Genomic DNA, 18,952 nt, shown 5'->3' on the forward strand with positions numbered 1-18,952 from the left:
GTTCTGGAGCAACAGGCAGGAAGGTGCGTCCACATGCCGGTCACCCCCACCCGCCGGAGTGTGCTCACCGTGGCGGCCGCGGCAGGCGCCGGTCTGCTCACCGGCTGTTCGTCCGCGGACTCCGGTTCCTCCTCGCCGAAGAAGGGCGGGACGCTGCGCGCGGCCTTCCCCGGTGCGGGTGTGAAGGAGACGATGGACCCGCACGCGCAGCGGCAGTTCGTCGACATCGCCCGGCACAAGGCCGTCTTCGACAAGCTCGTCGAGCTCGACTCGACCCTGCGGCCGGTGCCGAGGCTGGCCCGCTCCTGGTCCAGCGACGACGACGCTCGGGTGTGGCGGTTCGAGCTGCGGGAGGCCCGTTTCCACGACGGGCATGTCCTCGACGCCGACGACGTGCTGTACAGCATCTCCCGCATCCTCGACCCCGACGCCGCCGACCACCTGGCGAAGAACTCCCTCTCCCACATCGACCTCTCCAACTGCCGCAAGGTGGGCAGGCGGGGCGTGGAGATCGCGCTGACCCGGCCCAACGCCGAACTGCCCAGCCAGCTGGCGATGACCGGCACGCCGATCGTCCGCGACGGCTGGGACGACCCGAAGAAGCCCGTCGGCACCGGCCCGTTCCGGTTCGTCTCCTTCACCGCCGGTCGCGGCTTCACCGGCCGCCGCTTCGACGACCACTGGAACGGGGCCCCGCACCTGGACGAGGTCCGGATCCTGTCCGCGGAGACCGAGGCGCGTGCCGCCGCGGTGCGCAGTGGCGAGGTGCACTTCGCGCACGAGATGACGCCCACCTTCGCCCGCACGGTGGAGCACAACAGCCGGGTGCGGGTGGTGGCGACCAGGCGCAGCGGGGTGCAGGGCTTCGCGCTGAAGACGGACCGGGCACCGTTCGACGACCCGGACGCGGCGATGGCCGTGAAACTCCTCGTGGACCGGGAGCGGCTGGTGGAGGTGGTCTGCGCGGGCCGCGCCGAGATCGGCAACGACGTGTACGGCAAGGGCTACACGTACTACCCGGAGGGCCTGGCGCAGCGCGAGCGGGACGTGCCGGAGGCCCGGCGGCTGCTCAAGCGCACCGGTCTCTACAACAAGAAGGTGACCTTCTACACGTCCACGGCGGCCGACGGCTTCGCCCAGGCCGCCCACCTGTTCACCGAGCAGGCCGGGGAGGCGGGTTTGAAGGTGGAGGTCGTCAACGGGCCGCCGGAGTCGTACTTCACGGACGTGCTGGGCAAGGGCACCGTCACCAACCACCGGTGCGGCGCCATGACCATCCCCACCTACATCAGCGAACGGCTGCTCGCCGACGCCCCGCAGAACGCCACCGCCTGGAAACACCAGGACTTCGACGACGCCTTCACCGCCGCGCGGGCCATGGTGGACGACGACGAGCGCAGCGAACGGTACCGGTCGGTGCAGACGACACTGCGCGACCAGGGCGGTCTGGTGCTGTGGGGCCATCCCGAGTGGCTGAACGCGATCTCCCACACCGTCCAGGGCGTGAAGGAGGCCCCGCCCAACACCGTGGACTGGGCGCGGTTCGACACGGTGTGGCTGGATTGAGTCAGGGTGCTGCGCTTCGCCCTACGGCGGTGCGGGTGGACACTCGTCCAGCTCACCGCGCTCAGTGTCATCATCTTCCTGCTGACCAACCTGCTGCCGGGCGACGCCGCCACCGTCGACTTCAACGAGCAGACCGGCCTGGACCAGGTCGCCCAGCTGCGGGAGCAGATGGGTCTCGACCGGCCGCTCGCCGAGCGGTTCGCCGACTGGGCGCACGGTCTGCTCACCGGTGACCTCGGTACATCGCTGGTCGGCGGGGGTGCGGTGAGCGAGGTGCTGTCGTCCTCGGTCCCGGTGACGGCCACGCTGGCCGCCGTCACGATCGTGCTGCTGGTACCGCTGGCCGTCGCGGTCGGCCTGTTGACCGGGCTGCGGGCGGGCAGCCGTACCGACCGCGTCGTCTCCGCCGTGACGCTGACGCTCACCTCGGTGCCGGACTTCGTCCTGGCCCTGCTGCTGGTCAGCGTCTTCGCGCTACGACTGGGCTGGCTGCCGTCGACCTGGGTGGGCGCGGACGAGGGGTGGTGGCAGCGGCCGGAGCTGTTCGTACTGCCGGTGGCGGTGCTGCTGGCCCGGACCGTGTGCGTGCTGTCCCGGCAGATCCGGGCGGGTACGGTCACGGCGCTGCACGCCGGTTACACCGTGCAGGCCCGCCGTCTGGGGGTGCCGCCCACCCGGCTCGTGCTGCGGCACGTCCTGCCCAACGCCGCCGTTCCCGGCGTACAGGAACTGGCCCGTACCGGCGACCAGTTGCTGGGCGGCGTGCTCGTCGTCGAGGCCGTCTTCGCCATCCCGGGCACCGCCACCGCGCTGGTCGAGGCCGTACAGAACCGTGACGTGCCGACGGTGCAGGCGCTCACCCTGGCCCTGGCGGCGGTGGCGTGTCTGCTCAATCTGGCGGCGGATCTCGTCAGCCAGCGGCTGGCTCCCCGTTCGGAGGTACTGCGATGAGCGCCGGCGGACGTACCCGGCATACGGCGGGAGGGGCGCTGCTTCTGCTGCTGCCGGTCACCGCGGCCGTCGTCGGCCCGCTCGTGACGGACGCCGACATCCCCTCCGACGGCATGCCCTACGCCCTCGGCGCCGGGCATCCGCTCGGCACGGACGCCCTGGGCCGGGACGTCCTGGCCCTGGTGCTGCGCGGCGGGGCCAGCGCCCTGGGCGTGGCGTGTGCCGCGGTGGCACTGGCCGTCGCCATGGGGGCCACGCTCGGCCTGGCCGCGGCGGCCTCCCGCAGCCGATGGCTGGACGACCTGCTCATCCGGCCCGTGGAACTGCTGCTGCCGCTCCCCTCCCTGCTGGTGATCAGCGTGGTCGGGGTCGGCTGGCGCGGGCATCCGGTCGCGGTGGCACTGGCGGTGGCCGCCCTCAATGTGCCCGCCGTGGCCCGGCTGTTGCGGGCCGCGGCGCTGGACGCGGCCAGCGGACCCGTCGCCGAGGCGATGCGCCTCCAGGGCGAGCCCCCGGCACGGGTCCTCTTCGGACACGTCGGACGGGCCGTACTGCCGGTCGCCGCGGCCGATGCCGGCACCCGTGTCGGCGGCGCGGTCTTCACCGTGGCCGCCGCCAATTTCCTCGGCCTCGGCCTCGATCCGACCTCCCCGGACTGGGGCGTGATGATCGCCGCGAGCCGGGAGGCGCTGTTCGTGCAGCCGTGGGCGGTCCTGGCGCCGACGCTGATGCTGGTGATGTTCACCGTCGGCGTCAATCTGCTGGCGGACGGCCTGCTGCCGCGCGCCGGGCGGACCGGAGGGAAGGCGATGGCGTGGAACCGGTGATCGAGGTCAGCGGCCTGACGGCATACGCCGGAACGGCCCGGCTCTTGGACGGCGTCGACCTCACCGTCCCGCCCGGCGAGGTGACCGCCCTGGTGGGCCCCTCCGGCAGCGGCAAGACCACCGCCGCGCTGGCCCTGCTGGGTGAGGCCGCACCCGGCGTACGGCTGAGCGGCACGGTACGGGTCGCCGGGATTCAGGTGGTGGGCGACGAGGGGCAGACGGGCGCCGCCCGGAACGTCCGTGGCCGTGTCGTCTCCTACCTGCCCCAGCACCCGGCCCACGCCCTCAACCCCGCCCGGCGGATCGGCTCGGTCCTCACCGAACTCGCCCGTCTGCACCGGCAGGACGGCACCCGCGGCCGGTCCGCCGCCACGGAACACGCGGCAGAGGCGCTGCGCACCGCCGGCCTGCCCGACGACACCGCGACCCGGCGCCGCTTCCCGCACCAGTTCTCCGGCGGCCAGCGACAGCGCGTGGCCCTCGCCCAGGTACTGGCCTGCGGACCCCGCGTCCTGGTGCTCGACGAACCCAGCACCGGCCTCGACACGGTGGCGCGAGGGCGACTGGCGGAGCAGCTGACCCGGCTGGCCTCCGACGGACACACCCTCCTGCTGCTCAGCCACGACCACGGCCTGGTCCGCGCGGTGGCCGCCCGCACGGTGCTGCTGGAGCGCGGCCGGGTGACCGCGACGGGCCTGACGTCAGAGGTGCTGCCACCCCCCGCGGTGCCGCCCCCTCCCCCGGCGGCAGCCGCGCCCGCGGACTCCCGGCCCCTCCTGGACGCACGGGGCCTGACCGCGTGGCTGCGCCCGGGCGGCCGGGGCGAGATCCTGCACGATGTGGCGGTACGGGTACCGGAAGGGGGCTGCACAGCGGTCGTCGGCCCCTCGGGCAGCGGCAAGACCGTCCTCGCGCGCTGTCTCGCCGGGCTGCACGAACGCCACCGCGGACACATCACGTTCCGCGGTGAGCCACTGCCCGTGCTGCGCCACCGCACCGCCCGGCAGATCCGGGGCGTGCAGTACGTCTGGCAGGAGGTGCGCAACTCCTTCGACGAGCGGCGCACCGTTCTGGAACAGGTCGCCCGCACCGCCGTACGGCTGCGCGGTCTCACGGTGCCGGAGGCGGAGGAGCGGGCCCGGCAGCTGTGGGAGCGGCTCGGTCTCACAGCGGAGCACACGGCGCGGCACGCCGCCTCGCTGTCCGGCGGCGAACTGCAACGGGCCGCGCTGGCACGGGCGTTGCTCGCCGAGCCTGAGGTGCTGATCTGCGACGAGATCACCACCGCGCTCGACGCGGTCAGCACGGAGCTGGTGACCGCCGAGCTCACCCGCCTCCGTGCAGAGAGCGACACGGCCGTGCTGTGGATCGGCCACGATCTCGCGCTCGTCGAGCGGCTGGCCGACGACGTGGTCGTCCTCGACACCGGCAGGGTCGTGGAGAGCGGCGCCGCCGGTGCGGTCCTCTCCTGCCCACGCTCCGAGACCACCCGCCTGTTGCTGCGGTCCCGGCACCTGGGCGCCACCACGGCGCCCTCCGCACCGGCCCCGCCCGGCATCCAGCGAAAGGAACACCCCCGCCCATGACCACCACATCGACCGCGTCCGACTGGCAGCAGTGGCAGACGAGCTGGGACCGCCAGCAGGAGTGGTACATGCCGGACCGGGAGGAACGCTTCCGCGTCATGATCGACGCGGTCGAGGCGGTGGCGGGCCGTACCCCGCTCGTCCTCGACCTCGCCTGCGGCACGGGCAGCATCTCCGACCGCGTACTGCGCCGGCTCCCCGGCGCCCGCATCGTCTGCGTGGACATCGACCCGGTGCTGCTGACCATCGCCCGCGGCCACTTCGCCGGTGACGAACGCGTCACCTTCGCCGAGGCCGACCTCACCGACCCCGACTGGACCGAGCGGCTCCCCGTCACGTCCTTCGACGCCGTCGTGACCGCCACCGCCCTGCACTGGCTGGACACCGAACCGCTCCGCCGGCTCTACGGCACGCTGGCCGGGCTGCTGCGCCAGGGCGGCGTGTTCCTCAACGCCGACCACATGTACGACGAGTCGGCTCCCCGTCTCAACGCCGCCATGAACGCCCTGCTCACCAAAGGCCAGGCGCGGCAGCGCCGGGAGGGCGCGCTCGACTGGGCCGACTGGTGGAGCCGAGCCGCCGACGCCCCCGCCCTCGCCGAACCGGCGGCGCGCCGCTTCGCGCTGCTGGGCGACCCGCGCGAGCCCCGGCCCGCCGGTACGAAGCCTGACCGCCCCACGGCCACGAGTTGGCATCTCGACACCTTGCGTGAGCAGGGCTTCGCCGAGGCGCGGCAGGTCTGGTGCTCGGCGGGTGACGCACTGGTGGCCGCGCTGCGCTGAGCCGCTGCCGGGCAGAATCTCGGCTCCGGCATCGGGGGCAAGGGCCGGATGCGGCCCCTCGACGGTGGTCGGAACCGTGCCCCGGTCCCGGTGTGGGCGGAGCCGTGCCCCGGTCCCGGTGTGGGCGGAGCCGGGGCCGGGGCACGGGGCTCTCAGCCGCGCAGCGTCGTCACCGGGCTGTTGTATGCCTGTGCCGTCAGCACCGGGCGCCGGGACGAGCCGGCCTCCGACGGCCAGGACAGATCGACGGTGCGGGATTCACCGGGCAGCAGCCACAGGTAGTTGTCGCTGTACAGCGTCGGCAGCACCCGCCGGCCGTGGGCCTCCTCCAGCAGGGACAGCCGGACCATGGCGGCCACCGCGGATCCGCGGTTGTGGATCACGGCCGTCATCTCGTGGCGGTCCCCGGAGCTCGACACCTTGGTGATGTCGCCGGTCAGCTTCACCTGCTTGGCCTTGTTCAGCTCCCGCAGGGACGAGGCGCCGCGGTAGCGCCAGTACGTGTTCCGTGACACCTCCTTGCCCTTGGCGTCCGTCAGTGTGAGCCGCAGCAGATGCAGGTCCGGAAGGCCGTTCGTCCACTCCGCGGTGAAGGCTTTCGCGGTGTCGGCCCGTGCGACGTCCACCCGGGCCGTCCTGGCCGTGCCGAGCTGCCGGCCGCTCAGGTCGAACAGCCGGGCGGTGACGGTGGCGCCGCGCAGGTCGGTCGCCGTGTGGTTGACCGCAACGACCTGCCATTTCACCGGGTCGGCCTGGATGTGCAGGGGCTCACAGGCCGACCGGGCACCGTAATACGTGCCGTTGACGTCGAAGTCGTAGTCGTAGGTCTGCCAGACCGTGCTGTGCCAGGCGGGGTGGGACATCCAGAGCATCAGGCCGGAGGCGTTGTCCCACAGGTTGGCGTTCCACGCCTCGAACATGGCGCGGGTGTTCTCGTAGTTGATGAACTGCGCCTTGCGGGCGAAGTCGTCCAGGTCCCCCGACTCGCCGAGGCGTGCTTCGATGGCCGCCTTGTAGACATGGGGTGCCTGGTTCCCGCGCTCGCTCCAGTCATGGTGGTACCAGGCGCCTCTGATCGGCCACTCCGGTTCGTCACCCGTCATGTTGCGGGTGCTCGCCGCGGTGGAGACGACGGGCATGCCGATCTCGGTGTGGAAGCCGAAGTCCTTGCTGCCGTACGTCATGGGGTCGAAGTACTTCTCCGGCTCCACCCAGCCATACGGGCCGCCGCCCGTGACGATTCCTCCGGCCGAGTTGTTCTGGTAGAGCAGGCCGGGCACCTGCTCCCGCACCGCCTCGCGCATCCCCTTGTCGATGGCGGCCGGGGGGTTGCCCTCGTTGGCCCCGCACCAGATGACCACACACGGGTGGATGCGGTAGCGCAGCACGGTGTCGCGCGCGAGCGAGATGAACGCCTCACGGTCCGGCGGGTCCATGCCCCATGCGTTGGGAAAGTCGTTCCACACCAGGATGCCGTGCCGGTCACAGGCGGCGAAGAACTCCTCCCGGTCGCTGCTGCCGACCCAGTTACGGATCATGGTGAAGTTCATGTCGCGGTGCATACGCACGGCCGCGTCCATGCGCTCGGCCGGCATGCGGCGCAGCAGCTCGTCCCAGCCCCAGTTACCGCCGCGGGCCAGCACGCGCACACCATTGACGCTGATCTTCAGCGGTTCGGGGGCGTTGGACACGGACTTCACATCGGTCCAGCTCTCGCCATCGTCGGACACCTGGATGACGTACGTCTTCGGGTACGCGGTCTCCCAGACGACGGCGACGCGGTCGAACGCCTGTGAGGATCCGAGGTCGACCTGGATCCACTGGTGGTCCTCATAGGCGGAGGACCAGCGGGTGTCCGGGTCGCCGTCGGTGGCGTGGGACGCGGGGTGGTCGGACTCCTCCGTGGAGGCGGTGGCCTTCCGGCGCAGGGCGAGATCGGTGCCCGGGTCTCCGCGGTCGATGACGCTGAAGGTCCACAGGGAATTGCCCCAGCTGGTGTTGCGCAGTCCGCAGTTGAGGCGCACATAGCGTGCGGTCCGCCGGTCGAAGTCCTCGACCTGGAGACTGGTGTCGCCGTTGCCGAACGGCAACGGCACCGCCCCGTTGTCGACGGACTTCGCATCGATCCAGTCCGAGCCATCCGTCGAGACCTGGACCACGAAAGTCTTCGCGTACGCCTGCTCCCAGGTGAGGTCGACCCGGTCGAAGGACTGGGTGGAGCCCAGGTCGACGCGTATCCACTGGTCGTCCGCAAAGTCGGATGACCAGCGGGTCCCGGCATCGCCATCGGTGACGTTGGCCGGGCCGTGGCCGTCCTGGTCGGTGCTGGATGCCTCGGCGGCGGCGTGCAGGGCCAGGTCGACGCCGGGCCTGGCGCTGTCTCCGACGGAGAGGGCCCACAGGGAGTTGCCCCAGGAGGTGGCCCGGGTCAGGCATTTGATACGGACGTGCCGGGCCTGCTGCCGCTCGAAGGTCACGGTCTGCGTGTAGGCGTCATCGGACGCGGTGAACGGAAGCGTTACCTCGTACTCGTAGCCGAACTGGCGGATGCCGAAGCGGGTGGTGCGCCGGTCGCTCTCCTGGCCGCCGACCGACGCGGTCAGCGTGAGGTCGTGCAGATGGGGCTCGCCCAGACCGTTGGGCCACCACAGCTTGGGGTTGCGCAGCCTCAACTGGCTGAAGGCGCTGGGGGCGAAGACGACGTCGACGCTCTCGCCTGCCTTCACGGTGACGCTCTTGGTCATCCGCACGCCGTCGAAGGCCGCGGTGACCGTCGCCCGGCGGTCGGCGGTGTCGGCGTTGCGGACCGGTACGACCAAGGTCACCTCGGCGACCGATACATCCGGCAGGCCCGGCAGGGCGGTGTCCACGCGCGGGTCACCGATGATGACGTGCCCGGTCGATCTGAGCCGGACGTGGTTCCAGATGCCGGCCGCGCGGTCGCGCACGGCGGGCATCCAGTCCCAGCCCGAGGAGGCGAGGTAGGTCGGGGAGTTGAGGTTCATCTGCGGTGCGCCGGCGTCGACCCATGCCTCGCCCTCGGGGCCCTTGTCCCCCGGGCTGCCCGGCACCGGCATCGGCGTGATCCTCACGGCCAGCGCGTTCTCGTCGTGCACATCGAGGTGGCGGGTGATGTCGAACGCGGCGCGGGCGAACGGGTAGGTCAGATCGCCGACCTGCTTGCCGTTGAGCCACACATCGGCCTTGTGGTTGATGCCGTCGAACTCCAGCCAGATGTGCCGGCCGGCACCGGTGCGCAGGCCGCGCGGCAGCGCGAAGTCCCGCTTGTACCACCAGGAGTGGCGCGACAGGGCCTCCGGGACGTGCAGGTTGTTCAGGCCCGCCACCGGGTCGGGCAGTTTGCCCTGGGCCACGAGCGAGCCGAGCACCGTACCGGGAACGGCCGCGGGCAGCCATCCGCTGGTGTCCACGGAGGTCTTCGACAGGCCGGCGCCGTCCGTGCCGGCCCAGTCGTCCATGGTCAGCCGCCAGCCCGACGCCATGGGCACGGTCCCGTCGTCGGCGACCGTCAGCTTCGGCGCCTCGCCGGGGTGGGAACCCCAGTCGGTCCAGCCCGTGGCCGAAGGGCGCCGGCCCTTGGCGGTGCCGTACACCTCGAAGGCATTGAGGCCGAGGGGCAGCGGACTGGAGCGCTTCTGGGACGTCATGCGCACCCAGCGGGCCCGGGCAGGGCGCGGTAGCTGGATCTTCACCACACCACCGGTGCCCGCCGTGGTGCGGTACGCCGTGGTCCACGTTTTGTTGTCGAGAGAGGTCTCCACCACGAAGACCAGCGAGTAGCTCGACTGGATCTCCTTGCCGGTGGTGCCGCTGTGCACATTGCCGGTGGTGGGGGGCGTGTACACCGGGTCGGAGGCGTCGGCCTCGAAGGCCAGTCGGATGTGGGTGACCTCGCAGGTCGCCTGGAGGTCGACGGCGATCCACTGCGGGTCGCCTCCCTCGGCGCGCCAGCCACTGCCCTTGACGCCCGGGGAGGAGAGACGGTCGACGACGAACGAGCCGGGCGTGGCGGCGTAGGCGGTGGAGGAAACCGAAACGGGTCGGTGGAGGGCCAACTCGCCGGGGGTGGCGGGTGCGCCTGGTGCGCCGGTGGGGGCGGCAGCAGCATTCGGCACGGGCAGCACGGAACTGAGGCCGAATCCGGCCAGCAGGGTGGTCCCCGTGGTGACGACGGTCCGTCGCGACGGAAGGCGCGACGGACCCGACTGATGTGTCATGTGTGTGACGTCCCATCAAAAAGCGCAGGCCGAACCGGCTCCGCACGCCCGCGCCGAACCGGATGACAACGTTGCCAAAGGCTGTGCCCGGCTAGCGTTTTCTGTCAACCCCTGATGCGCGGTCGCTTCGGCCGCCGCCGGACGAATGTGCGCGGGGCATGGCCGAAGCGAACGATGGGATCCGGTGCCCGGGCCGTGTGCCTTCAGCCCCGCATCTGCCGCTGCCCGTGCGCTGGTCCGGCACCCGGCCCCAAGCGCGGCCCCGTTGGCCTCAGCCTCAAGTGGGGCCGCCGTTGATGACAGCGCGCAGTGACGACAAGGCGCTGGAGAGCAGGTCTCGCAGGGTGTGTCGCGCGCCCGGCTGGACCCACTGCCGTTCCGCGGTCTGCTCGATCAAGAGGCCCGCGCGCGCCGTCAGAAGCGCGGTATCGGTGTCCAGGCCCCGCTCGCGCAGGGCATGCGCCATCGCGGCTGCGAGTGCCGCCCGCTTGCCCTCTTCGCGCTCCTGTAGCTCCGGCGTGGCCTCGATGATCTTCCGTCGGCGCGCGGCCGACGCCCGGAGGCCCTCGAGCATCTCGTCGGCCGCCTCCTGCAAGCCATGGACCACGGCCTCCAGCGGCGAAGTCCCGGCGGGACACGCCACGATCTCGCGGGCGACCGTTTGCTGATGGCGTTCGGAGGTCGGGCCGAACAGCACTTCTCGCTTGTTGGCGAAGTGGTTGAAGAAGGTGCGCTCGGTCAGGCCCGCGCGTGCCGCGATCTCGGCCACGGCCGTCCGCTCGAAGCCCTGCTGGGCGAACAGCTCAAGAGCGGCGTCCTGCAAACGTCCGGCGGCGTTCGGCTCCCATCGCGGCATGCCCCAAGCGTATCGATTGCGGTCTCTGAAATCACCTCGTACCCTGATTGCAGACACTGAAATCAGGCACTCGCCGTCGCGGCGAGGCCGAGAGGAGCATCGACCATGCGCATCTTCGTCACCGGAGCCTCCGGACACGTCGCCTCCGCGGTGATTCCCGAGCTGCTCTCCGCCGGCCACGCCGTGACCGGGCTGGCCCGCTCGGACCGCTCCGCCGCGGTCGTGGAGGGGTTGGGCGCCGAAGTCCGGCGCGGCGATCTCGCTGATCTCGACGCTCTGAGTGCCGCTGCGGGAGAGGCCGACGGGGTCATTCACCTCGCCTTCGATCACGCGCAGCAGGGATCGGGTGATCTCGCCGGCGCCGTCGCCGCGGACCTCCGCGCCATCCAGGCCATCGGTGCGGCCCTGGCCGGAACGGGCAGGCCCTTCGTCGGTACGAACGCGACGGGCGCGATGGCGCTCGCGGGATTCTCCGGCGTACTCACGGAGGACGTCACGCTTCCCGGCGGTCCGCGTATCGACGCCGAGAACAGCGTGATCGCTCTGGCGCGGCAGGGCGTGCGCTCCTCGGTGGTGCGCCTGCCTCCGACGGTGCACAGCCACGGCCGCTACGGTTTCGTCTCGGGCCTGATCGAGATCTCCCGCGCCACCGGGACCTCCGGCCACCTGGGCGACGGCAGCAACCGGTGGCCCTCGGCGGACACACGGGATATCGCCCGCCTCTACCGCCTCGCTCTCGAATCCGCGCCTGCGGGAGTACGCCTGCACGCTGTTGCCGAGGAGGGCATCCCGCTGCTCGAGATCGCGCGGACTATCGCCCGCCGCCTGAACCTGCCCGTCGCCGGCATCACCGCGGAGAACACCGAGAAGCACTTCGGCTTCCTGACCGACTTCGTCGGCCTCGACAACCCCGTTTCGAGCCGGCGGACCCGCGACGCCCTGAACTGGACGCCTTCCCACCCGGGACTGATCGCAGACCTCGAGCGGGACCCCGACCTCGCCCCCACAGCCCCCTGAGACCGTGTCCTGTGTGGTGAGGCGGACGAGTCATCGCCCAGCCGAAGAGCAGGACGCTTCACTCCCGGAGTCGCACCATCGCGATGCTGATTGATGTCACTTGTCCGGGGCCTCCATACTCCGACTCCACTCTTGAAGCCATGCGCGTACCTGGTCGCAGACATCGTCCAGGCCCGCCGCGACTGAATACACGGCAGGGGCCTGCTGAGGGTTTATGGCGACCAGCAAGCGTGCCCGTAGAGCCGGTGTTTGCTCCGGCTCCCACCACACGCGAAGTATGAGGACTCCAGTGCGAGTGTCATGAACAGCCATGACCTCAGCGTCCCGGACCCCCGCCACCTGAACGTCACTGCCGTATGCGGATGGCGCCGACCGCGCTTTCAACGCGTCGGCAGAGCGGCGGGGACGGCTCGAGTCCGAGTTCGGCATGAAGAAGATGTCGCAGTTCGTCGAAATGCCGAATGGCTTCGCCGGTGTTCCCCTCCGCGAGGTAGGTCTCGATGACCTGCCGATGGGCGCTCTCACGCAGTGGTTCTCCGGCGACCGCCCTCAGTGCCGCGTCCAGTGCCTGGCCGAAGTGGCCCGCCGATCGGTGGATACAGGCGAGCGATTCCAAAGCGTGAAGGCGCATCTGGTGCAGCCTCTCCCGCTCGACGATGACCCACTCGTCCCAAGCCTCCGGCAAGAGGTCGCTGCTCAGCGCTTGGTCCGCCAACTCCACGTCCGGGAGCGGCATTTCCTGCGGGCTGTGCCGACCCGAGGGCTGCGACCAGGAAATTGCCCGGTATAGAATGTCCTCGGTCGACACCAGATCCGTTTCGATGTCCTGTGACACCTGAAGGGTGCTCGGTGTGGCGATGACCAGCGGCCGATTCAGTTTGGGCAACCGCCACAGGGCCGAGCGCAAGCAGCCGGCGGCTCGGATCCCAGTGGCGTCCGGCCATAGTTTCTCGGCGGTGTATTCACGGGTGAGCGTGCGGCGACTCAGTACGAGCAGGCTCAGCAGCCTCTGACCCGCCGGGGAAATCGGCACGGACTTTCCCTCACAGCGCAAGTCGAAACTTCCCATGAGCGTCAAATGGGGAGGGTCATGCGGGCAGGATTCGTCGGACCACTCCATTGCCTTCTCCTCAGACCACAGAAACGCCCTCGTCGGCAAAGCGCGATTCCTTGATGCGGCTTCTCCGAGGGTCGTCGGCAATGCCACGTCCGCCGCGTCGACAGCGGCGCCGCACATGTCAGTCGCGGTAGCCGGTTCATCGCCGGCCAGCGGCGATGGCCCCGCAGGAGTGCCGCATCTTCCATTCAAACACCGTACGACCTTCGGCACTACCGCGCGAGGACTTCTCCTGGGCCTGTGCACGGGCCCTGAATCCCCTCGGCCGGTTCCCAGCCGCCGAGCCACCCCGTAGGCGGGTGACGCTGCCGTGACGCCTTGGTGATCTCGTATGTCAAGGCTTCTCCTTGAGCCCGGCATCAGGGACGGCGACGAGATCGAGAGGGGATACCGTGTTCAAGCGCGACTCCGCATCTTCACCACTGTCCTGCTGGTACGCACGCCGCATTCCGCATATCGGCACCGGTCCGTTGTCACACAGCGGAATTCCGACTCGGATCTACGACGCGATGCTGCTGTTTCTTGTCATCCTGGCGGTGACGCATCACATGCTCGGCCGAGGAATTCTGCTGGCGGCTTTTCTTGTGTGCCGTCTCGTCGGTCGTCGCCTCGCCCACATCCCTCTGACGTCCTCCGCGCCCAGTGGACCGGATGGCGGGCAGTGCCGATGAGCGCTCCCACCACTGCGCGTGCGACGACTCCCGCCGAGGATCGCTCGCAGGTTCTCGGCGAGTTCCGCGACATCCGGTCCCGCGGGAGATGGCGGTTCCGCTTGGCTCTTCTCGGTCCCGCGTTCGTCGTCGCCGTCGCTTATGTCGACCCCGGCAACGTGGCGACCAATGTCGAGGCGGGCGCGCGTACCGGCTACATGCTCGTATGGGTCGTCGTGCTCGCCAACGTCATGGCACTGCTCGTGCAGTACTTGTCGGCGAAGCTCGGACTGGCCACCGGGAGGAACCTCCCCGAGCAGTGCCGTGAACTCGCACCGCGATGGCTGAGCCGCCTCCTGTGGGCGCAGGCGGAGCTGGTGGCCATGGCCACGGACCTGGCGGAATTCGCCGGTGCCGCGGTCGGCCTGAGCCTGCTGTTCGGCATGCCGATCCCGCTGGCCGCGGTGGTGACGGCGGTGGTGTCGTTTGCCGTTCTCGCCTGCCAGCAACGAGGCTGCCGTGCCTTCGAGCTCGCCATCATGGCCCTGCTGCTCCTCGTCCTGGCCGGATTCGCCTACGATCTGCTGACCGTTGGCCGGCAATCACCCGCGGACGCCATGGCGGGCCTGGTCCCCCACCTCAGCGGTGGGACAACCGCGTTGCTCGCGGCGGCCATCATCGGGGCGACCGTCATGCCGCACGCGGTCTACCTGCATTCCGCGCTCACCCAGCACAGGGTGCGGACGGACAGGCCCGGTGACCGGAGGCTCCTCCTGCGCTATCTGCGGATCGACTGCACGCTGGGATTCACCCTCGCCGGCGCCGTCAACCTCGGAATGCTCTGCCTGTCCGCGGCTCTCTTCCGGCACACCGAATCGGGCGACCTGGACGCCATCACCGCGGCGCACGACGACCTGGGCCGCACCGTCGGCGGTGGAGCGGCAATGGCCTTCGCGGTGGCCCTGCTCGCGTCCGGCATCTCGTCCGCCAGTGTCGGCACATACGCCGGACAAGTGGTCATGCGGGGATTCCTGAGGCGGCGCATCCCCCTCTTCGCACGACGCACGCTGACCATGGCACCGGCGCTGCTGTGCGCCGGGCTCCCCGTCACCGCCACCCTCGTCCTCAGCCAGGTCGTCCTCGCATTCGGCATCCCGTTCGCCCTGGCCCCGCTCGTCGTCATCACACGGCGCCGCGACCTCATGGGTCCGCTGGCCAACCGGCCCGCCACCACAGCGGCCGGTGCTCTGGTGTGCGCCCTGGTGATCTGCCTGAACGCCTATCTCGTCGTGACCATGGTGCAAGGCGGCTGATGCCCCTGGACGGCTCCTGGTCACACGCCGCGAGCGTCCACCCCGCGACACACACCCTTTCCCGCACACCATCACCCGAAGGGACACCACGATGACCGAGACCACCACACACCAGGTGCCGCAGCCGATCCGAAACGGCCACGGGGCCACCGACAACGGCCCGCGCAACAAACAAATCGACCTACAGAACCCGGACATTCTCGTCCCTCCCGACACCGACTCGGGCACACTGCCGAATCTGAAGTTCTCCTTCAGCCAGGCACACATGCGACTCGAGGAGGGAGGATGGGCCCGCGAGGTGACACAACGCGAAATGCCGATCGCCACCACACTCGCCGGTGTCAACATGAGGCTCAAGCCCGGCGCGTTCAGGGAACTCCACTGGCACAAGCAGTCGGAGTGGGCCTACGTCCTCGAGGGCAAATGCCGGATAAGCGCCGTCGACCAGGAGGGGCGAAACTTCCTCGAAGACGTTTCGGCCGGCGACCTCTGGTTCTTCCCCCAAGGCATCCCGCACCACATCCAAGCCCTCGACGAGGGAGTCGAGTTCCTCCTCGTCTTCAACGACGGCAACTTCTCGGAGAACGGCACGTTCCTGATCAGCGACTGGTTCGCCCACACACCCCGGTCCATCCTCGCCAAGAACTTCGGCGTCCCCGAGGAGGACTTCTCCTCGATCCCGACCTCCGAGCTGTACATCTTCAACGGCCGCGTCCCTCCGCCCCTCGAATCCGACCGGATCCTCAGCCCGACCGGGGACGTACCCCGCAGCTTCAAGCACAGCCTCGACTCCCAGGCCCCGATCCGCACCAGTGGCGGCACCGCCCGGATCGTCGACTCGCACAACTTCGAGGCATCGACGACCACGTCAGCCGCTCTGGTGGAGATCGAACCCGGCGCCATCCGCGAGCTGCACTGGCACCCCAACAACGACGAGTGGCAGTACTACATCTCGGGGCAAGGGAGGATGGGCGTCTTCGCCGATTCGGGGCGCAACCGCACGTTCGACTATCAAGCCGGTGACGTGGGCTACGTCCCGTTCGCCATGGGCCACTACATCGAGAACACCGGCGACACACCACTGAAATTCCTCGAGATGTTTCTGGCGCCCAGCTTCGAGGACGTCAGCCTGGCCCAGTGGATGGCACTGACCCCGCCCGAGGTGGTCCAGCAACACCTCAACCTCAGTGACAACGTGATGAGGTCCATCCGCAGGGAGAAGCAGCCCATCTTCCGCCCCTAGCCCGGAAGGCCCCACCGGCCGGCCCACCGCCGGAGGCCCTCCGCTGGGCCGGCCCGATCACGTAATCACCGTGGCGATCCGCCTCCGGCCAGCGCATCGAACCAGCGCGCCACCTGTGGTGCCGACGCCGCGAAAGACCCGAAGTGGTCCACGTCGCCCTGGTCCACCACGGAAACATGCGCCTGGTGAGCGGCAAGCCGGAGCGCGCAACTGCGCGCGTTCCCGATGGGCACGTCGGTATCGGCCGCCCCCGCATACAGCCGCACCGGCACGTCCGGCTTCCAGTCGCAGGTGTGATCGGCCGAGCGCATGGCGTCCAGCAGCGGCCCGCTCGGGTGCCGCAGACGGTTGTAGAAGGCGGGCGTGAGCAGCCGCTTCACCGAGGAGGCGAGGCCCTTGACCACGTCCTCCTCGCCATGCCTTCCGTCAAAGAGTGACTCCACACGGTTTGCGTACGGCGCACGAAATGCCTCGCCCGGATCCCTGTAGAAGTGATACAGCCGGTTCTGGGCGACCAGCCAGTACGAGATGTAGAAGACACCACTGGTGTCGTTGACCCGCCCGTCGAACAGGGCCGGGACCTCCTGACCCTCCAGGTCGTACGGCCCGCTCACCGGGGCCAGCCCCTTCAGCCGGAAGTGCTGGTCCGCACCCCCGTCCAGCGCCCGGCCAAGCGCCATCGCGACCTGGCCGCCCTGCGAGAACCCGGTCGCGTAGACGTCACCGGTGAGCGGACGGCCGAGCCGGTCCGCGACCGTGCGGGCGGCGCGCAACATGTCGACGGAGGCGGTGACGGCCGAGCGGGTGTCCATGTACGGATGCAGGCCCGGCCCCTCACCGAGCCCCAGATAGTCCGGCGCGGCGACCGCCCGCCCCGCCGAGGCGTTCAGATACGACGGCACACGGCCCAAATCCTCACTCACGGAGGGCGCGTAGGCACGATCGACCATCGTGCCATGCGTGTCCGAGACAAGGTCGAGCCGCAGGGCTCCGCCCCGGGGAAGACTGAGGAGCCCGGTCGCGGTCGTGGGTTTCCCGTATGGGTCCACGGTCCGGTATGTCAGCCGGTACGCCCGTACGCCGTACCGCACCGGATCGGTCGCGATACCCCTCCCGGCCAGGAACTTCCTGACCTGCCCGACACCACGGTCGGCGACCGGGGCGACGGAGACGAGGGTGCCGCGGTGGGCGGTGTCGCGCTCCGCCGCCGTGGCGACCGGCGCGAGGGCGAATCCGGCGAGGTGCAGGGCCGCCACCGCGGAGAGCCCCTTCCGTATCCGCCAACTGCCCTGTCGTCCTTGGAGTTTGCACCTCTCATCATTCATGTCGGCGACGTTACGGACTCGCTGTTCGCGTCGACATCCGGGACGCCCCCGTGTCCATGGTGCACTCAAGTCCACCATGGACAAGAGTGCGTCCCGAGCAAGTCCAGCGGCGTCTCGCGTTCGCCGGCCTCCGTCCCCGCCACTGGGTCGCTGGACCATCGCCACGTTCTGACTACCGGTCCCGAAGCCGCGCGGCCGTCACCCGGTGGAGGTGGATCAGGACGTCGTGTGTGGGAGCGAGGGCGATGTCGTACGGCCCGTCCGGGTAGTCGGTGCCGATGATGCGGGTCGGCCGGGTGCGGGTCAGCCACTCGCGTGCCGGTGACCCGACCGAGCGCAGGTCGACGACGTAGTCGCGGAGGTGGACCCGGTCCAGGGTTTGCTCGTTGGTGCCCGGCCCCGCAGGGCCCAGAGTCCAGCGGTGGACGGCACCATCGGGGCCCGTGGCATTGAACGAGCCCTGGTCGAAGGTCAGGCCGGCGCTCAAATAGCCGGAGCCGAGCCTCTCGCGCAGGAAGGCGCCCTGCATCTTCGGGTAGTGAGCCGGGTCGCTCGACACGTAGCCGACATGGGCGTCGTGCGCCGACAGCAGCACCTTGGTTCCGGTGTACCGCTGCCACCACCCGACGTTGGCGGCCATCTCCTGGTCGCGGTAGCGCATGGACTGCGCGACCTGAGCGGGATCATCGAAGTCGAAGGCATACTGGCGTGCCGTTCGGTCGATCCCGGTCGCCTGCCGGGGTATGGACAGCCATGGGGCCGGGCCGGGGGTTTTCCCCAGGACTACCGGGATGCGCGGCACCGACCATGCGGAACACGCCCGGCTCGCCGCGTGGGACGTCTTGGCCAGGGCCCGGGCCAGCCGCGGCGTCGACCGTTCCTCGCCCAGTTCCCACATGGTCTCGGGAGCCGTGAGGTCGAGTGCCCAGCCCAGACTCTCGGGCAGAAGATCCGGGGCCGCAAGCCCAGGCTTCCCACGCGGGAACATCCTCTGCCTGGAGGACGTCAACGAGCCCGCCTATGCCCTTGACCGGGCACTCACTCAGCTACTGCACTCCCGCGCGCTGGACGGCGTCGCAGGAATCGTCCTCGGTTCCTCGCAAGGGTGTCGTCCCGAGCCACTGCTCCGCGACGTCTTCCGCGAACGTCTTACTCCCCTCGGCGTCCCGGTCGCCTGGGAACTGGGCTTCGGCCACGGCCCGAGCAGCCTGGCCCTCCCCCTGGGCGTTCCCGCCGAGTTGGAGGTCTCCACCCACCGCACTGTGCTCACAATCCGCGGCGGCGCCGCGTAGCGGCCCCAGCAAGGAAGCGCAGCGCCGCTGAGACTGATCCGCTTCCGCGACGTCCCCTTGGCACTGCGGGCCAGGGCCGCCGGGGTGGCCCGCTTGACATAGAAGCGTCAACCGGCTGCCGCGCCAATACCTCCCCAAGGGCGCGGGCCTCCGCACGTTCAGCCAGGCCGACCTGGACGCCATCGCCTA

At 70.0% G+C, this 18,952-nt stretch carries 15 protein-coding genes; 10 read left to right on the plus strand and 5 right to left on the minus strand.

Annotated elements, in window-relative coordinates; translation table 11 throughout:
* The first annotated feature begins 33 nt into the window (after window positions 1-33).
* The 5 genes from AB0E24_RS04975 to AB0E24_RS04995 are packed head-to-tail and all read left to right on the plus strand — an operon-like array spanning window position 34 to window position 5,712.
* Window positions 34-1,566: an ABC transporter substrate-binding protein gene (locus AB0E24_RS04975; protein ID WP_069869489.1), complete on the plus strand. Its 1,533-nt coding sequence runs from the start codon at window positions 34-36 to the stop codon at window positions 1,564-1,566.
* Window positions 1,567-1,572: 6 nt separating this feature from the next.
* Complete coding sequence (locus AB0E24_RS04980) at window positions 1,573-2,517, plus strand: ABC transporter permease (RefSeq protein ID WP_232636064.1); 945 nt, start codon at window positions 1,573-1,575, stop codon at window positions 2,515-2,517.
* Entirely contained in the window at window positions 2,514-3,344 is an 831-nt protein-coding gene (locus tag AB0E24_RS04985) for an ABC transporter permease subunit (RefSeq protein WP_359374948.1), read from the plus strand. The genes AB0E24_RS04980 and AB0E24_RS04985 overlap by 4 nt, the downstream gene beginning before the upstream one ends.
* On the plus strand, window positions 3,332-4,930 hold the full coding sequence (locus tag AB0E24_RS04990; protein WP_359374949.1) for an ABC transporter ATP-binding protein: 1,599 nt from the start codon (window positions 3,332-3,334) through the stop codon (window positions 4,928-4,930). Before AB0E24_RS04985 ends, AB0E24_RS04990 begins: the two co-directional genes overlap by 13 nt.
* Entirely contained in the window at window positions 4,927-5,712 is a 786-nt protein-coding gene (locus AB0E24_RS04995; protein WP_359374950.1) for a class I SAM-dependent methyltransferase, read from the plus strand. The genes AB0E24_RS04990 and AB0E24_RS04995 overlap by 4 nt, the downstream gene beginning before the upstream one ends.
* Window positions 5,713-5,864: 152 nt before the next feature.
* Here AB0E24_RS04995 and AB0E24_RS05000 read toward each other — a convergent pair whose 3' ends face one another.
* Complete coding sequence (locus tag AB0E24_RS05000) at window positions 5,865-9,950, minus strand: discoidin domain-containing protein (RefSeq protein WP_359374951.1); 4,086 nt, start codon at window positions 9,948-9,950, stop codon at window positions 5,865-5,867.
* A gap of 277 nt (window positions 9,951-10,227) precedes the next feature.
* Window positions 10,228-10,806: a TetR/AcrR family transcriptional regulator gene (locus AB0E24_RS05005; RefSeq protein WP_069869483.1), complete on the minus strand. Its 579-nt coding sequence runs from the start codon at window positions 10,804-10,806 to the stop codon at window positions 10,228-10,230.
* Window positions 10,807-10,911: 105 nt separating this feature from the next.
* Here AB0E24_RS05005 and AB0E24_RS05010 point away from each other — a divergent pair, with 105 nt between their 5' ends.
* Window positions 10,912-11,823 (plus strand): SDR family oxidoreductase, encoded by a 912-nt coding sequence (locus AB0E24_RS05010; RefSeq protein WP_359374952.1) that lies wholly within the window; start codon window positions 10,912-10,914, stop codon window positions 11,821-11,823.
* A gap of 346 nt (window positions 11,824-12,169) precedes the next feature.
* On the opposite strand, the gene AB0E24_RS05015 is transcribed toward AB0E24_RS05010, so the two are convergent.
* Window positions 12,170-12,943, minus strand: a complete 774-nt coding sequence (locus tag AB0E24_RS05015) for an AfsR/SARP family transcriptional regulator (protein WP_069869481.1) — start codon at window positions 12,941-12,943, stop codon at window positions 12,170-12,172.
* A 389-nt stretch (window positions 12,944-13,332) separates the two neighbouring features.
* On the opposite strand from AB0E24_RS05015, the gene AB0E24_RS05020 reads away from it, so the two are divergent.
* The 3 genes from AB0E24_RS05020 (at window position 13,333) to AB0E24_RS05030 (ending at window position 16,146) form a co-directional block, all read left to right on the plus strand.
* Entirely contained in the window at window positions 13,333-13,611 is a 279-nt protein-coding gene (locus tag AB0E24_RS05020) for a hypothetical protein (protein WP_141729609.1), read from the plus strand.
* Entirely contained in the window at window positions 13,608-14,903 is a 1,296-nt protein-coding gene (locus tag AB0E24_RS05025) for an Nramp family divalent metal transporter (RefSeq protein WP_359374953.1), read from the plus strand. The genes AB0E24_RS05020 and AB0E24_RS05025 overlap by 4 nt, the downstream gene beginning before the upstream one ends.
* A gap of 91 nt (window positions 14,904-14,994) precedes the next feature.
* Window positions 14,995-16,146, plus strand: a complete 1,152-nt coding sequence (locus AB0E24_RS05030; RefSeq protein ID WP_347235214.1) for an oxalate decarboxylase family bicupin — start codon at window positions 14,995-14,997, stop codon at window positions 16,144-16,146.
* A gap of 65 nt (window positions 16,147-16,211) precedes the next feature.
* Here the strand turns inward: AB0E24_RS05030 and AB0E24_RS05035 are convergent, their stop codons facing one another.
* Both AB0E24_RS05035 and AB0E24_RS05040 read right to left on the minus strand, forming a co-directional pair.
* On the minus strand, window positions 16,212-17,471 hold the full coding sequence (locus AB0E24_RS05035) for an alpha/beta hydrolase family protein (RefSeq protein ID WP_359374954.1): 1,260 nt from the start codon (window positions 17,469-17,471) through the stop codon (window positions 16,212-16,214).
* A gap of 172 nt (window positions 17,472-17,643) precedes the next feature.
* The gene (locus tag AB0E24_RS05040; RefSeq protein ID WP_359374955.1) at window positions 17,644-18,459 is read right to left on the minus strand and encodes an erythromycin esterase family protein; all 816 of its coding nucleotides are present in this window, start codon (window positions 18,457-18,459) and stop codon (window positions 17,644-17,646) included.
* Here AB0E24_RS05040 and AB0E24_RS05045 point away from each other — a divergent pair.
* Window positions 18,368-18,763 carry a hypothetical protein gene (locus AB0E24_RS05045; RefSeq protein WP_359374956.1) on the plus strand — a complete coding sequence of 132 codons (396 nt, stop codon included), beginning with the start codon at window positions 18,368-18,370 and terminating at the stop codon, window positions 18,761-18,763. The two genes, AB0E24_RS05040 and AB0E24_RS05045, sit on opposite strands and share 92 nt — an antisense overlap.
* Window positions 18,764-18,952 lie beyond the last annotated feature (189 nt).

It is taken from the genome of Streptomyces malaysiensis subsp. malaysiensis, from assembly GCF_040653035.1.
GTDB lineage: Bacteria > Actinomycetota > Actinomycetes > Streptomycetales > Streptomycetaceae > Streptomyces > Streptomyces malaysiensis.

Coding starts and splice junctions, on each gene's coding strand:
- AB0E24_RS05025 (WP_359374953.1), top strand. CDS start 13,608: ATGAGCGCTCCCACCACTGCGCGTGCGACGACTCCCGCCGAGGATCGC.
- AB0E24_RS05010 (WP_359374952.1), top strand. CDS start 10,912: ATGCGCATCTTCGTCACCGGAGCCTCCGGACACGTCGCCTCCGCGGTG.
- AB0E24_RS05040 (WP_359374955.1), bottom strand. CDS start 18,459: ATGTTCCCGCGTGGGAAGCCTGGGCTTGCGGCCCCGGATCTTCTGCCC.
- AB0E24_RS04995 (WP_359374950.1), top strand. CDS start 4,927: ATGACCACCACATCGACCGCGTCCGACTGGCAGCAGTGGCAGACGAGC.
- AB0E24_RS05000 (WP_359374951.1), bottom strand. CDS start 9,950: ATGACACATCAGTCGGGTCCGTCGCGCCTTCCGTCGCGACGGACCGTC.
- AB0E24_RS05045 (WP_359374956.1), top strand. CDS start 18,368: ATGGTCTCGGGAGCCGTGAGGTCGAGTGCCCAGCCCAGACTCTCGGGC.
- AB0E24_RS05005 (WP_069869483.1), bottom strand. CDS start 10,806: ATGCCGCGATGGGAGCCGAACGCCGCCGGACGTTTGCAGGACGCCGCT.
- AB0E24_RS04985 (WP_359374948.1), top strand. CDS start 2,514: ATGAGCGCCGGCGGACGTACCCGGCATACGGCGGGAGGGGCGCTGCTT.
- AB0E24_RS05035 (WP_359374954.1), bottom strand. CDS start 17,471: ATGAATGATGAGAGGTGCAAACTCCAAGGACGACAGGGCAGTTGGCGG.
- AB0E24_RS05015 (WP_069869481.1), bottom strand. CDS start 12,943: ATGGAGTGGTCCGACGAATCCTGCCCGCATGACCCTCCCCATTTGACG.
- AB0E24_RS05030 (WP_347235214.1), top strand. CDS start 14,995: ATGACCGAGACCACCACACACCAGGTGCCGCAGCCGATCCGAAACGGC.
- AB0E24_RS04975 (WP_069869489.1), top strand. CDS start 34: ATGCCGGTCACCCCCACCCGCCGGAGTGTGCTCACCGTGGCGGCCGCG.